This window comes from Kribbella sp. NPDC050281 (assembly GCF_040655855.1).
In the GTDB taxonomy this organism is placed as follows: Bacteria; Actinomycetota; Actinomycetes; order Propionibacteriales; family Kribbellaceae; genus Kribbella.
The window spans coordinates 119,096-132,668 of record NZ_JBFAKS010000022.1; the positions used below are offsets into that span (position 1 = coordinate 119,096).

At 68.0% G+C, this 13,573-nt stretch carries 17 protein-coding genes and 1 pseudogene; 10 read left to right on the forward strand and 8 right to left on the reverse strand.

Translation table 11 applies throughout. The features are described 5' to 3' along the window. Positions 1 to 66 precede the first annotated feature (66 nt). Together AB0I34_RS23930 and AB0I34_RS23935 are read right to left on the reverse strand one after the other, a co-directional pair. Positions 67 to 327: a hypothetical protein gene (locus AB0I34_RS23930; protein WP_360448527.1), complete on the reverse strand. Its 261-nt coding sequence runs from the start codon at positions 325 to 327 to the stop codon at positions 67 to 69. 11 nt (positions 328 to 338) lie between these two features. Next, positions 339 to 524, reverse strand: a complete 186-nt coding sequence (locus tag AB0I34_RS23935) for a hypothetical protein (RefSeq protein WP_360448529.1) — start codon at positions 522 to 524, stop codon at positions 339 to 341. 158 nt (positions 525 to 682) lie between these two features. Here AB0I34_RS23935 and AB0I34_RS23940 point away from each other — a divergent pair, with 158 nt between their 5' ends. Beyond that, positions 683 to 1,156: a pyridoxamine 5'-phosphate oxidase family protein gene (locus tag AB0I34_RS23940; protein ID WP_360448532.1), complete on the forward strand. Its 474-nt coding sequence runs from the start codon at positions 683 to 685 to the stop codon at positions 1,154 to 1,156. Between the two features lie 94 nt (positions 1,157 to 1,250). On the opposite strand, the gene AB0I34_RS23945 is transcribed toward AB0I34_RS23940, so the two are convergent. Further along, positions 1,251 to 1,589, reverse strand: coding sequence for a metalloregulator ArsR/SmtB family transcription factor (locus tag AB0I34_RS23945; RefSeq protein ID WP_360448534.1), 339 nt, complete (start codon positions 1,587 to 1,589; stop codon positions 1,251 to 1,253). 87 nt (positions 1,590 to 1,676) lie between these two features. Between AB0I34_RS23945 and AB0I34_RS23950 the strand changes: the two genes are divergently transcribed. After that, complete coding sequence (locus AB0I34_RS23950) at positions 1,677 to 2,804, forward strand: cation diffusion facilitator family transporter (protein ID WP_360448536.1); 1,128 nt, start codon at positions 1,677 to 1,679, stop codon at positions 2,802 to 2,804. 8 nt (positions 2,805 to 2,812) lie between these two features. Here AB0I34_RS23950 and AB0I34_RS23955 read toward each other — a convergent pair whose 3' ends face one another. Then, entirely contained in the window at positions 2,813 to 3,493 is a 681-nt protein-coding gene (locus AB0I34_RS23955; protein WP_360448538.1) for a hypothetical protein, read from the reverse strand. A gap of 209 nt (positions 3,494 to 3,702) precedes the next feature. Between AB0I34_RS23955 and AB0I34_RS23960 the strand changes: the two genes are divergently transcribed. From AB0I34_RS23960 to AB0I34_RS23985, 6 genes and pseudogenes are all read left to right on the forward strand, one after another. Continuing rightward, positions 3,703 to 4,818: a sensor histidine kinase gene (locus AB0I34_RS23960; RefSeq protein WP_360448541.1), complete on the forward strand. Its 1,116-nt coding sequence runs from the start codon at positions 3,703 to 3,705 to the stop codon at positions 4,816 to 4,818. Continuing rightward, positions 4,815 to 5,534, forward strand: coding sequence for a response regulator transcription factor (locus tag AB0I34_RS23965; RefSeq protein ID WP_360448543.1), 720 nt, complete (start codon positions 4,815 to 4,817; stop codon positions 5,532 to 5,534). The genes AB0I34_RS23960 and AB0I34_RS23965 overlap by 4 nt, the downstream gene beginning before the upstream one ends. Positions 5,535 to 5,843: 309 nt before the next feature. Beyond that, the gene (locus AB0I34_RS23970) at positions 5,844 to 6,272 is read left to right on the forward strand and encodes an ester cyclase (RefSeq protein WP_360448546.1); all 429 of its coding nucleotides are present in this window, start codon (positions 5,844 to 5,846) and stop codon (positions 6,270 to 6,272) included. Next, the gene (locus AB0I34_RS23975) at positions 6,269 to 6,739 is read left to right on the forward strand and encodes a hypothetical protein (protein WP_360448548.1); all 471 of its coding nucleotides are present in this window, start codon (positions 6,269 to 6,271) and stop codon (positions 6,737 to 6,739) included. Before AB0I34_RS23970 ends, AB0I34_RS23975 begins: the two co-directional genes overlap by 4 nt. A 48-nt stretch (positions 6,740 to 6,787) precedes the next feature. Beyond that, positions 6,788 to 7,105 (forward strand): NIPSNAP family protein, encoded by a 318-nt coding sequence (locus AB0I34_RS23980; protein ID WP_360448551.1) that lies wholly within the window; start codon positions 6,788 to 6,790, stop codon positions 7,103 to 7,105. A 79-nt stretch (positions 7,106 to 7,184) separates the two neighbouring features. Further along, a pseudogene (locus tag AB0I34_RS23985) lies at positions 7,185 to 7,283 on the forward strand (hypothetical protein); the annotation flags it as partial. Positions 7,284 to 7,380: 97 nt separating this feature from the next. On the opposite strand, the gene AB0I34_RS23990 reads toward AB0I34_RS23985, so the two are convergent. The 4 genes from AB0I34_RS23990 to AB0I34_RS24005 all read right to left on the reverse strand — a co-directional run bounded on the left by AB0I34_RS23990 (position 7,381) and on the right by AB0I34_RS24005 (position 11,899). Continuing rightward, positions 7,381 to 8,508 carry an FAD-dependent monooxygenase gene (locus tag AB0I34_RS23990; protein ID WP_360448553.1) on the reverse strand — a complete coding sequence of 376 codons (1,128 nt, stop codon included), beginning with the start codon at positions 8,506 to 8,508 and terminating at the stop codon, positions 7,381 to 7,383. Further along, the gene (locus AB0I34_RS23995; protein ID WP_360448556.1) at positions 8,505 to 9,560 is read right to left on the reverse strand and encodes a ScyD/ScyE family protein; all 1,056 of its coding nucleotides are present in this window, start codon (positions 9,558 to 9,560) and stop codon (positions 8,505 to 8,507) included. The genes AB0I34_RS23990 and AB0I34_RS23995 overlap by 4 nt, the downstream gene beginning before the upstream one ends. 32 nt (positions 9,561 to 9,592) lie before the next feature. Then, positions 9,593 to 10,999 carry an FAD-binding oxidoreductase gene (locus AB0I34_RS24000; RefSeq protein WP_360448559.1) on the reverse strand — a complete coding sequence of 469 codons (1,407 nt, stop codon included), beginning with the start codon at positions 10,997 to 10,999 and terminating at the stop codon, positions 9,593 to 9,595. A gap of 165 nt (positions 11,000 to 11,164) precedes the next feature. Next, positions 11,165 to 11,899: a BTAD domain-containing putative transcriptional regulator gene (locus AB0I34_RS24005; RefSeq protein WP_360448561.1), complete on the reverse strand. Its 735-nt coding sequence runs from the start codon at positions 11,897 to 11,899 to the stop codon at positions 11,165 to 11,167. A gap of 75 nt (positions 11,900 to 11,974) precedes the next feature. Between AB0I34_RS24005 and AB0I34_RS24010 the strand changes: the two genes are divergently transcribed. Together AB0I34_RS24010 and AB0I34_RS24015 are read left to right on the forward strand one after the other, a co-directional pair. Further along, positions 11,975 to 12,142: a DUF1059 domain-containing protein gene (locus AB0I34_RS24010; protein WP_360448564.1), complete on the forward strand. Its 168-nt coding sequence runs from the start codon at positions 11,975 to 11,977 to the stop codon at positions 12,140 to 12,142. A gap of 161 nt (positions 12,143 to 12,303) precedes the next feature. Then, positions 12,304 to 13,542, forward strand: a complete 1,239-nt coding sequence (locus AB0I34_RS24015; protein ID WP_360448567.1) for a cytochrome P450 — start codon at positions 12,304 to 12,306, stop codon at positions 13,540 to 13,542. The last annotated feature ends 31 nt before the right edge of the window (positions 13,543 to 13,573 follow it).

Sequence of the window (13,573 nt, forward strand, 5' to 3'; positions counted from 1 at the left end):
ACCTCGAAGCCTTCCCCCCGGCTCGGTGAAGGTGGCTCAGCGGGGCCGACCGGTCGCTGGCGATACTCAGGCGAGTGGTTCGTGCCGGAAGGTCCCGCTGTCCTCGACCAGCAGGACTCCTTCGCCCTTGCCCGCAGCCTTGACGGCGTCGCGCCACCGGTCTTCGACCAAGGACCGCAGGCCGATCGCCTCCATGATCGGTACGTCGTCCTGATCGGCGGCGGCCCGCAGGATCTTCAACATCTCGGTGCAACGAACCGCTTCGGTCGAGACGAACGCCGCATACGGCGGCCGCACCCGGTCACCGATCGCCTCGGCATCCGCCACGCCCCTCGGCGTCAGGCGATCACCATCGTTCTCCGTGTGGCGGCGCAACTCGACGTACCGCAGGCCTTCAGTCTGCCCGAGCCGGCCACGACTGCGACACGCCTGCTGTAGACCGTCACCGAGCTGCGTCCGCTCTCAGCGGACACCGCTTCCACGAGCCGATCAGCGGCCAGCTCGTTGATCGATGCAACATCCATCAACCGATGGTCGCACGGCGGCCGTCGGCCGTCATCGATAGGGACTACCCGGGCTCGGCGGGTGACATTGTGGATCGTCGTGCCGAACGCGCCTGGGCGACGATCACGGGTTGCCAGGAGTTGTCGACGTTGAAGCGATCGGCAGCTAGCTTTCCGGGATGGAACCTGTCGCGTTGGCCAAGCACCTGATCGACAGCAATCGATACATGGTTCTGGGAACCGTGGACCCGGACGGTCGCCCGCGAGTGTCGCCGGTGTACTTCTCGCCGGATGGCTACTCAGTCGTCTATTGGGTGTCGTCGCTCGAATCACATCACTCGCGCAACATTGCCGAGCGGCCCGAGGTCAGCATGGTGGTGTTCGACTCCGCGGCGGAGATCGGCAGTGGGCAGGCGGTCTACTTGATCGCCCGGGCAGAGGTGGTCCCGGACGACGAGTTGGAGGGATGTCTCGACACCGTGACCTGGACGCGGTTTCCGGGACTCAGGCAGTTCGCCGCGGCGGAACTGCGTGACCCAGAGGTGCGGCGGCTGTATCGGGCGCGGATCAGTGAGCACTCCATCCACATATCCGGCCGGCACCCGGAGTACGGCACGGGCACTGACCGGCGGATGATCGTGGACCTCTGCTAGACGCCGCTGGTCGAGCGGCACCTCCACCACATGGGCGCATCCAGTAGGGCACCGAAGCCAATCGCGGTGTCGGGTCGGGCACCGCACGTCCTTGTCAGTTGTGCGGTGGTTCGCCGGTCACAGTGTGATCGGCGTGGAACAGGGCCTCCGCGATGACCCGGCGCAAGTGGACACCGCGGATGGAATACAGCGAACGACGACCATCCCGCCGTACGTCGACGGCACCGGACAACCGCAGCCGGGCAAGATGCTGCGAGGTCGCGGGCTGCGACATCCCCACCCGTTCAGCCAGTGTGCTCACATCCAACTCGGCCCCCTCCGCGAGGGCCCACAGCAGCCGCAGCCGGGTCTGGTCCGCCAACAGGCGGAACGTGTCCACGGCCACGACGACCTGGTCGTCCGTCGGAGCGGCCAGCTCCTCGTCCGACTTCATGAATGCATCCATGCGCACATGCGCATACGAGATGGTAACTTGGAGTGTCGGCGCTCCACACCGCGACATTCACTTCGCGAGGTCTTCATGACGCACTCCCATCCCGAGCAGGGCCATGGTCACGGGCATGGCCACGGTCACCACGATGATGCCGGAAACACGCCCGAAAACACCCATGGGCACGGACATGGACACGAGCACGCGGGCGGGCATGGTCACCCGCGCGGGATCCGTTGGCTCCTGCTCTCGATCTTCAAGCCGCACAGCCACGACGCCGCCGACTCCATCGACTCCGCACTCGAGGCGAGCAGCCAGGGCATCCGCGCCCTCAAGATCAGCCTGCTCGGTCTCGGCATCACCGCCATCGCACAGCTCGTCGTCGTCATCCTGACCGGCTCGACCGCGCTGCTCGCCGACACCATCCACAACTTCTCCGACGCACTCACCGCCGTACCACTCTGGATCGCGTTCGTCCTCGGGCGCAGAGTCGCCACCAAGCGCTACACCTACGGCTTCGGCAGGGCCGAGGATCTGGCCGGCGTCTTCATCGTCGCGATGATCGCGCTGTCCGCGATCGTCGCGGGCTACGAGTCGATTCGCCGCCTGATCGAGCCCCAGCCGATCACCAACACCGGCGTCGTACTCGCCGCCGGCCTGATCGGCTTCGCCGGCAACGAACTCGTCGCCGTCTACCGGATCCGGGTCGGCCGGAAGATCGGCTCTGCCGCGCTCGTCGCCGACGGCCTGCACGCCCGGACCGACGGATTCACCTCACTCGCGGTCGTCATCGCCGCGCTCGGCGTCATGGCCGGCTTCCCGCTCGCCGACCCGATCATCGGCCTGCTGATCACCGTCGCCATCCTGGTCGTCCTCAAAGGCGCCGCTACCGACATCTACCGCCGGCTGATGGACGCCGTGGAGCCCGAACTGGTCGAGGCCGCAGACCGCTCACTGCGGGGTGTGGCGGGTGTCCGGGAGATCACCAACCTCCAGCTGCGCTGGACCGGCCACCGCTTGCGCGCCGAGACCAGCGTCACCGTCGACCCCGCCCTCGACATCGTCACCGCCCACGCCGTCGCGGTCGACGCCGAGCACGCGCTCCTGCACGGCGTACCCCGGCTGATCTCAGCCACCGTGCACGTGAGCCCGGCCGGCCACACCGGCGACAAACAGCACAGCACCCTCGACCACCACCGCGAGGCCGTCGGACAGTAGCGGCGTGATCATCCCGGTGACGCTCCCGTCGGCGCGGACATCGGATGCGGTTGACGCTCCCCGACACCGACGACGTGGTGGGCGGCTAGCGCCCAGCCCCACATGAGCGGCAGCAGCGCGTTGCCCATTGACGTCACGTCCGTGATCACGAAGAAGAATGGCAGGAACAGGATCAGCAGCCAGGCCGTCGTTCGCGGCCGGAATCCGCTGCGCACCAGCATGATTCCCAGTACGGCGCCGCCGAGCGCGATGAGCGCCAGGGCCACCAGTCCGGCTCCGAAGAACTGCTCTGTCCACGGCGTGTAGTAGTCACCGACGACCGAAAGCGTCAGGATCGCGTAGGCCGCGAGTTGGACCCGCCAGGCCCACTTCTCGGCGCCCTTGGGCTGGCGGCGCCGGTAGACCAGGTACGCCGCGGCGGCGAAGGCGAGACAGATCGGCAGCCAGATCTTGCCGTAGGTCCAGTAGACGAAGTACGGGTCTGACCAGTCGAGCAGCGGCCGCAATGCGTCCATGGCTGGCACAGCCCAGGCACGGGTGAGCGGATACGCGAGGTCGTTGGGGTGGCTGTTGATCCGGGCCAGCGCGTGCAGCTCACCGGCAACTGTGCCGAAGGCGGCCATTGTCCAGGCGACGAGGCTGATCCGCCGCGCCATGGTCGGGGTGATGGTGGTTCCTGCGTGGTGCATGTTCGTCCTCCCTCAGTCGGCCGGTTCGCCCGACCTCGCTTGCGAACGTACGGACCACGGCCGCTCGCAGTCGTCGTGCGTGCGCAGGACTACCGGTGGACTGGAGCAGGATTTTCGAGTCCTCCGCAGGTAGGACGTAAGGCAGCGCCTCGGGGCGTACCGTCTGAATCGTGAGCCGCCGAAACTGGGCCTTCGACATCGCTGTGGCGATGGTGGTCTTCGTGCTCGGGCAGCTTGAGGCCTGGTGGGGCATCGGTGCCACGCACCGACAGGGCCCGCTGTGGGCCCAGTCCCTCGTGTATGCGCTCACGGCGCTGCTGCTCGTGGGTCGCCGGGTGCGCCCGCTTGCCGTCCTCGTGGCAGTGGTGGCGGTGTACCTCGTGGAGTTCGCCGTGTTCGGCTCGCCCGAGGGTTACGGCGTTGGGCTCGCCCCGCTGGTCGCGATCTACAGTGTCGGGCGATACCTCGCGCCGGCGCGGGCGGCACTCGGGCTCGCGCTGGGCGTCGTCCTCTGGGCCGGCTGGGCGGGCTTCGATCCCATGAACCATGGGCTCTCCGACCGTCTCGACACAATCGTCTGGCTCGCGCCGTGGGTCATCGGCTGGCTGGTCGGGGCGCTTTTGCGGACGAGCGTGCTCTACCGCGAGCAGCGGCGGGTGAATCGTGAGCAGTACACGTCCCGGGCCGTGGCCGAGGAGCGCAACCGGATCGCGCGCGAACTGCACGATGTCATCGGCCACAGTGTCACCGTCATGACCGTCCAGGCCTCGGCGGTGCGGCGCCGGCTCACCGACCAGCAGGCAGCCGAGCGCGAGGCACTCGAAACCGTTGAGGCGGTTGGACGGGAAGCACTCACGGAGATGCGACGGATGGTGGGTGTGTTACGTCAGGAGGGCGATGCCTCGACAGCCGAGGAGCGCGAGCCGCCACCCGGACTTGACCAGCTCGACCGGCTGGTCGGGGAATTCCGGGCCGCCGGCCTACCGGTGGAGCTCACGGTGACTGGTACGACCCGCAGCCTCGCACCGGGTCTGGACCTCACGGCCTACCGGCTCGTCCAGGAGGGCCTCACCAACACGTTCCGCCATGCACCGAGCCCGCGCCAGGCCGAGGTAGCCATCGACTACGGACCGGACCGGCTCCAGCTGGCCGTTCGGGACAACGGCCAGACACAAAGGCCAGGTCATGCCCAACTGATCAAGCCCAGCAACGGCCTGCTCGGCATGCGCGAACGGGTCGCGGTCTACGGCGGTTCACTCGTCGCGCGGACGCGGCCGGAGGGTGGCTTCGAGCTGATGGCCTCGTTGCCATTGGAGCCCACATGAGCCGGCCAGCGCCTCCCGTAGCAGGAGCCGAGGCCGCCGGCCCCATCGGCGTACTCATCGTCGACGACCAGGCGCTGGTTCGGGCCGGATTCAGAATGATCCTCGAGATCGAACCGGACATCACCGTTGCAGGCGAGGCAGGGAACGGCGCCCAGGCGCTCGAACTGACCGCCCAGCTGCGACCCGACATCGTGCTGATGGACGTACGGATGCCCGGCATGGACGGCATCGAGGCCACGCGTCGACTGCAGGCCAACCGCGCCGCCCACTCCCGGGTCGTCATGCTGACCACCTTCGACATGGACGAATACGTCTTCGAGGCCCTTCAGGCCGGAGCCAGTGGATTCCTGCTCAAGGACGTGCAGCCCGAACTGCTGGTCGCGGGAATACGGGCCGTCCACTCGGGCGAATCCTTGCTCGCACCGTCCGTGACCCGCCGCCTCATCGAATCATTCCTCCAGACACCGAGAATGGTTGACACTGCGGCCCGCACTCGACTCGACGCGCTCACCGCACGTGAGCAAGAAACCCTGCGACTCCTGGCCCGCGGGCTGACGAACTCCGAGATCGCGACCACGCTCTACGTCTCAGAGACGACGGTCAAGACACACGTCGGGCGCGTGTTGATGAAGCTCGGCCTGCGCGACCGAGTCCAAGCCGTCATCTACGCCTACGAGACAGGACTCATCAGCCACAGCAACCGACCCAACCTGTGAGGGATGGGACAGCACGATCACTCAACGTGCCATCCAATCACCCGCGCGCTCTTTCCAGCACCGACCACAGAACTTCATGCCGCTTCCCTCGACTGAACGGAACTCGCACTCGTTCCCCCATTGACACATCCATGGGCTAGTTGCCTTAAGCAACTAGCTCGGAGAGATGTACCAGCAGTTGGGCTGGGACTCCGACGCCACAAGAGGCCCGTAGCATCGCTAGATATTCTAGCGTTGCTATTGACTGGAGCACCGCCAAGAGTTAGCGTTGCTAGCGCTAGCAGTGCTAACCCCTATGAGGAGACCGACATGACCCCGCCCGAACACCCGCTCGTTGACCTCTACGTCGAGATGCTCAACACCCACAAGCCGGACTTGGTGGACCGATTCGTCGCCGAGGACTACGTCAATCACAACGACTTCGTCGCCGACGGACGTGAGGCCAACCGGCAGTTCTGGACCGCCTTCTTCACCGGCCTGCCCGATCTGGGCGTCACGATGGAGGACCTGATCATCTCCGGTGACCGCGTCGTGGGCCGCTTCATCTACCGCGGCATCCACACCGGGGACCTGCTGGGCATCCCCGCCAGCGGCAAACCTGTCGAGATGCGCAGCATCGACATCTGGCGCGTCCAGAACGGCATGTTCGTCGAGCATTGGGACGAGCTGAACCTGATGCAGATGTTCCAGCAGATCGGCGCCCTACCGCCGCTCGGCGGACCCGAGACCCAGGCATGACACTGCTCTCGCAACTTGCCGTGCTCTTGGCGATCGTCAGCACGGGAATTGTCTACGGCGCCGACGCCTTCTGTGCGCTCGTCCAGCGATCCGCACTCGCGCGGGTCGATGACAGCACTCTCACCGCGATGATGGGCAACGTGCACCGGTTCGCCGACCGGCGAATGCCCGTTCCCGGAATCCTCGGCATTGTCGCCGCCGCCGCCGCATCCGTGCTCGCCGCGATGGCCGGCCACCCCGCCGGATCAGCGGCCGCGGGAGCAGCATTTCTGCTGCTGGTGGTCTGGGTGTTGCTCTACCTGCGCATCAGCGCACCCATCAACCGCAGACTCACCGCAGCCGCCGAAGCCGGCGAAACTCCCACCAACGCCCGCACCCTGCAACGGGACTGGGACCGCATCATCGTCCCCAGGGCCGTCCTGCAGGGCCTGGCCGTCCTCGCCCTGGGTGTGAGCCTCATCAGCTGACCCGGCACTCCGCTCCATGCAGGCCATACCGAGAGGATTCTGGCGATCGTGTACCAGCTCAGGATTTACACACTGCGCACGGCCGAAGTGCTCCGGGACTACGCGACCGTGCACTGGCCGCGGCACATCCCGAGCCTGCGCGCTTTGGGCGTTACTACACATGGGATCTGGACCGACCACGACGGCGGCGCGCACCGCCTGGTCGCCCTGATCGCGTACCCCGACGGCGCCGAACCCGGCGAGGTCGCCGCCGCGTATATGGCCAGCCCTGAGTTCGCAGCAGACATGCAGGGCTTCGACGTCAGCAATATCCTGAACGTCGAAGAACTGCTGCTCGACCCAACTGCCGCATCTCCGCTGTCCTGACGACCCGGATCCAGGAGCAGATCCGGGACTAGACGAGGCGACCCGGCAGTCCGCGATTGACCAGGTCCGGCGGTCGGAGATGCGGCAGAAGACGCGACAGCCGGTCGCCGCCCATCACGAGGCCGTCAACGACGTACTCGCGTTGATCGACAAGCATGCCGCGTTCACTAGAACCGGCGATCACGGCATCGCCCAGATCGACACCCACGGCCTCATCGCCGCCGCCTTCGACCACTTCTGCCTCAGCACGCTGACAGGTCGGTCTCGTCGTTCGGTTACGGGGTCGGGGTTGCTGATGGTGGGGGCGTTCGCAGTGGTCGGTAGGCGGCCCGGTAGGCACGCGGTCCCATCACTGGGGCCAGCGGGTGGGACAGCCAGGGTGGGAGGCCGGCCAGTCGTGACATCTGGTCGGTGGCGGCCTGGACGTGCTCGACCCGCGGCCGCCGTACCTGTTCCCAGACGGGTCCGACGGTCGACCAGTCCTCGGTCCCGGCGAGTACGTCGGCCAGCACGATCGCGTCCTCCATGGCCATCGCGGCACCCTGGGCCCAGACCGGCCCGGTCGCGTGTGCTGCGTCGCCGACCAGGGTCACGCGGCCGTGGTGCCAGGTTGGGATCCGGACCTCCTCGACTGGTGCGTGGTACGGCGGAGCCGGTGCTGCGAGTGCCTGGGCGATCGCTCGGGTGACCGGCTCCGGGAAGTCGGCGTAGGCGTCGGCAAGCCAGGTCGGATCGGCCGCGGTGTCGCCACCCTGGCTGCTGGATGCGTAGGCGTACACCTCGCCGGGCGCGACCGGGATCAGTAGGAAGGTGCGTCCCCGGCTGGTCCAGGCGGTCCAGCAGTCGACGCCGGGGTCGGCGGTGATGAACCGCCAGCTTGCGGCCGTCATCAGGGAGGGCCGTGGTGCCGCGGGCGCCAACGCCGATCGCACCGTCGAGTGGACGCCGTCCGCAGCCACCACGAAGTCGACGCGGTCCTCGCTCCCGTCGGCGAAGCGGACTTCCACGGAGCCATCCGCCTGCTGTTCCAGGGATGCCACTGCCACGGCATGGTCGACCGAGACACCGGCCGTCAGGGCGTCCAACACCACCTGGTGACGGGCGCAGATCGAGCCGGCCGTCCCCGACCAGAACAGCGCCTCGTCGAGGGCGAACATCAGTCGGCCGCCGGCCGTGCGGTATTCCCGTCGCGTGACCGGCACACCTGCGGCGCGGACGTCGTCGGCGGCTCCGAGCGTTGCGAGAGCCGCGACGGCGTTGCCAGGCAGGTTGAGTCCGAGCCCTGCTGGCGACCGGTGTCGTCGCCGTTCGACGACCCGGCACTCGAGTCCGTGCCGGCCGAGGGCGCGGGCGGTGGACAGGCCGGCGATGCCGGCGCCCACGACCAGGACGGTTCGGCTCATGGCGAACTCTCCACGGCTCGAGGCGCGGCAATCGCGTACAGCGCCGCACAGGCGAGGCCGTCGATCCTGAGGACCTTGCCGGTCAGCGTGACTACAAACGCGGTGTCGCCGACGATCTCGAACGAGGTCGGCCGGTCCAAGCCGTCGACCAGGGGCACGAGACCACCGTACCGGTCCGCCAGGAGGAGGCGGCCGGTGTCCGGTGAGGCGGGCTTGCCTTCGTTCTCGGGGGTCGGCGGCAGGTCCCAGACACCCTGGGACAGCGCGTAGAGCCGGCCAGCCCGGCTCAGCTCGACATCGACCAGCAGGGGTCCGCCGCGGGCCACCTCCTCAGTCGATGACGTGGGCGAGAACCGGATCGTCTTGCCGTCCTCGGGGCGGTGCGGGATGGGCCCTGCCTCGGCGATGTAGATCGTGCGGTCGTGCACCGCTAGTCCGGTCGGGACCACGTTGCCGAAGGCGCGGAGCTGCCGAATGTGTCCGCCTCGGGAGAGGTACAGAAGGCGGTTGTGGTGTCCGTCGGAGACCAGCAAGCCGCCGCCGTACCGCTCCAGGGCGTACTGGACTCCGCTGGCGATGAAGAAGTCCGTCTGAGGTGGATGGGCGACCGACCATGCTCCGACGTCCGCGAGCACAGTTTGGTGGCCGTTGCGGTCGATCCGGTAGACACCGGCGACGACGGCGGGCTGGCCGAACTCGGGTCCGACCAAGGTCACGAGAACGTAGGCCGTGCTACCGAGGAAGACCACGTCCATCGCCCCGCCGATGCCCACCTCGGGGACCGCCCGCGGTAGTCCGCTGGCGAAGGTGGTGATAGCGCCCGTCCGGGGGTCCACCCGCAGCACACGCCCACCCGGGCCGTCGGTCACGTACAGCGCACGGTCGGGTCCGATGGTGCTGCCCGAGCCACAGCCGCCAGCACATCCCGTCGCCGCGAACGTGGCCAGCTCCCGGACGACATGCGGCCGGCCGGCCGCGCTGGAGGTCGTGTTGGAAGCCGCGACCGCCGTTGCCAGCAACACCATCACGGCCAACGCTCGTGCGACGGCCACCCGTGAACCGCCGGGTCGCTTACCGCCGGCGCTCATCGCACTGCCTCGTCCGGCGAGAGGTTCTGGTTGACGTGGAAGGCGTTGTCCGGGTCATAGCGACGCTTGACGTCGATCAGGCGCTCGAAATTCTCCCGGTAGCTGGCGCGCACCCGATCTGGCCCCTCGTCGTCCATCATCATGTTCACGTAGCCGCCGCCGGCCGAGTGCGGATGGAGCGCGTCGTGGTAGGCACGGGCCCACTCGGTCATCGGCTCCAGGTTCGCGGGATCGGGATCCACACCAACGATGACCTGGGCATACCTGGCCTGCCGATGGGCGTACGCCGTCTCGTCGGCTCCGACACGCTGGGCAGCACCGTCGACCGGGTAGAGGTGCATCGTCGACAGCGGCGTCGGGAGCCTGCTTCCGTAGTCGACGTGGATCGCGATCGCGTCGTCGGTGAGCTCGTCGACGAAATCGGTACGCCAGTACCACTGCATCCCCGCGGGCAACAGCGGATCGAAGATCGACTGCAGCGCCGGCCAGGGCATCTCACCGACACCATCGAGCAACGGCTCCAAGGCACGCATCGGCGCGAGGAGCGCGGGGACGTCGGCGGCCGGACCGTTGTAGCACCACATGATCGCAGCCACGGTGCGTCGATGGAGCTCGGCGGGGAAGTCCTCTGCGGGCGGCACCTCGAAGAATCCGAACCAGCCACTGAGGGTGTCCGGCGTCTCGGCGAGGAGCCGGTCGTAGGCCCGCAGGACCTCGCCGGTGCGCTTGATGTCGAACATCATCGGGCCGGCCACCACGTCGCGCACCGGCTGGCCGCGGAACACGAACGAGGTGACGACGCCGAAGTTGCCACCGCCGCCGCGCAGGGCCCAGAACAGGTCGGGGTGCCGATCGGCGTCGGCAGTGACCAGCGTGCCGTCCGCCAGCACCAGGTCGGCCGCCAGCAGGCAGTCGATGGTGAGTCCGAACTGCCGGGCCAGGTATCCGATCCCACCGCCCAGCGTGAGTCCGCCGACGCCGGTTGAAGACACCCATCCGCTGGGAACCGCCAGCCCGAACGGATGGGTGGCGTGATCCACGTCCGCCCACACGGCGCCACCCTCGACCCGAACGAGCCGCTCGGCTGGGTCGACGTGCACGGAGTGCATCGCCGAGAGGTCGACGACGACCGCGTCGTCCCACACGCCGAGGCCACCGGCGTTGTGACCGCCGCCGCGGACAGCGATGGTCAGCCCCCGTGTGCGTGCCAATGTCACTGCGGCCATCACGTCAGCGGTGTCGACGCAGCGCGCGATGATTCGTGGGTGTCGGTCGATGGCACCGTTGTAGACAGAGCGGGCATCGTCGTACCCGGGATCGCCGGGCGCGACCAGCTCCCCGCGGAAACCGGGTATGTCGATCCGGAGGCCGGTGGGTGCTGCGGGCTCTTCGAGCGTGGTCATGATCGTCTCCTGATGCGTTGGGAACGTCGGAAGGCCAGACTCGACGAACTCCCTTGGCGCAACATTTCTCCAACCTTGGCGCGGGTCGGCGCGCGCGAGGATCGGGCGCAGGGGCCGACCACCGCGTCCGACCAGCAAGCACAGCTGATCGCCGGTGCGGCCCGGTCAGATGAGCAATGCCTGGTAAGCGTCCTGCAGGTCGCGACTGGGGTTGACGCCGAGCTCCTCGCGCAGATGCCTTCGCAGTCGCTCGTACACCGCGAGCGCCTCAGCGGTGTTGCCGGCCGCTGCCAGGGAGCGCATCAACATCAGGTGGCCCGTCTCGCGCATCGGGGCGACTTCGAGAAGCTCGCGGGAAGCGCGCTCAGCTCCGGGCAGCTCCGGCCCTCCCAGTTGGAGGCATGCCGAGGCATAGGCCTCCAGGGCCCTGACGCGCACGTCCGCGAGGCGACGACGCCAGGAATCGACCCATGCCAGTTCAACCTCCGGCAGCAGGGTGCGCCGCGCGTTGAACTGCGCGGTCAACGCGCTGAACCAGGCGCGTTGCCACTCACCCGTGGCGATCGCCGATTCCGCCGTATGGAGGGCCGCGAACGCGGTCTCCACGTCGACCCGGGTGTCGTCGGGGAGTGCGATCGCGACCTCTGTCCGGCCGCGGATGAGGTCACTTCCGACCGTGGTCCGCAACTTTGAGATGAGGACGCTGAGAGCAGCCCCCGCCGAGGCCGGCGATGTGTCCCCCCAGAGCGCGTCGACCAACGCGTCCCGGGTCACCGGGTGTGGCCGGGAGAGCACGAGGTACGCGAAGAGCACCCGGGTCTGACGACTCGGAAACTCGGTCGTGACCCCGGGACTCAGCTCGACGACGAACGAGCCACAGAGCTGGATCCGGGCTGCCATGGAATCGACAGTAACGCTTCTCCGAGTCGCTCCCCCAGGCGATAACGTGAAGTGCCCACGCAGGAGCGGAGACCCATGACGACGCGGCAGGTGCGGTGCGAGTGCGGCTACACGGTGCAAGGAGCGACCGACGAGGAGGTGATCGAGCGGACCCTCGCGCACGTTGCCGCAGACCACCCCGACCTGGCGGCCGCGGAGACCGCCGACGACATCAGAGGCTGGATCGAACTGCTGCCCGAGTAGCCCTCGTCTCTCCGGATCAGGGCCGTTGACTCCCGGCGGGTGACGTGATGGCCAGGTGGCACTTACGGAGCGTAGGCTGACGACTCCCCTTCGGTCGGGCGGCGACATGAGTTGCCAGCGGGGCGCGACGAAGGACTGATCGTCATCTGTGGAGGAGCGCAGTGAGCGACGCCGCCATGCCCGCCGTGGGTTGCCCCGAGTTCGACCCCTTCCAAGCACACCGCAACGATCCGTACCCGCTGTTCAAGCAGCTGCGCGAACAGTTCCCTGTCGCCCCGAGCCAGACGCTTGGTGGGGTCCAGTTGGTGACGCGGTACGACGACATCGAGCGCATCGCGGCCGACCCGGAGACGTTCTCGTCGGTCGGATCGCTGCCGGTTCCGGTGGCGGGCAACGTGCCGGAGGTGATCGCGGCGCTGCCGGAGTTCGCAGTGGATCCCGATGTCGCCAGCGGTGTCGAGGTCGACGGCGCCCGGCATGACCGGATGCGTGCGACGATTCAGCGTGCCTACCGCGGTCCCCGCGTGAGTGCCCTCGCCGCCGACGTGGAACGCCACGCCAACGCTTTGCTGGACCAGGTCGCCGGCGACGGCCGGGCGGACCTGGCCGCGGTGTACGCGCACCCGTTGGTGAGCCGCGCGACGAGCATGCTGCTCGGCGTACCGGAGGACTACCACGACCGGTACGAGATCTGGGCGCACTCCATGGCCGCGATCCTGACCCCGACGGCGCCGGTCGAGCAGAAGCTGCAGGCGGCCCGGCAGCTCCACGACTATCAGGCGTTCGCGCTGGATTGGCGCGACCAGCGGCGCAAGGCGCCCACCGACGACGTGTTCTCCACCTTCGCTGCTGGCGAGGTGGGAGAGGCCGAGCCGCTGCACGACAACGAGTTGCTCTACACGATGCTGCTGCACTGGGTCGCCGGGTACGACACGACCCGCAACGCCATCCTGTCCACGCTGTACCTCATGCTGCGCCACCCCGGTCTGTGGGAGCGTGCCACTGACCCGCGCGAAGCCGAACACATCGCCGAGGAGGCGCTGCGTTTCGAGGCGCCCCACCGGGGCCTGATGCGCGTCACCACCAAGCCGGTCAGCATCAGTGGCACCGACCTCCCGGCCGGCACACCGCTGCTGCTGATGTTCGCCTCCGCGAACCGCGACGCAACGGCGTTCGCCGACCCCGACCAGTTCGTCGTCGACCGGCCGAACGCGAAGCAACATCTTGCCTTCGGCAAGGGTCCCCACGTCTGCCCCGGCGCAACGATGGCCCGCTACGAGATCCGCACCGCAGCCCGCGTCGCGGCCATCCGCCTGCCCGGCGCCGAGCTCGCCAGCGAGCCGGAATGGCGCGCGGACTACTTCTTCCGCGGACTGACCGAACTGCACGTCACCTTATGAGCGACCTGTTGACAGGCCTTCCGACCGAGCC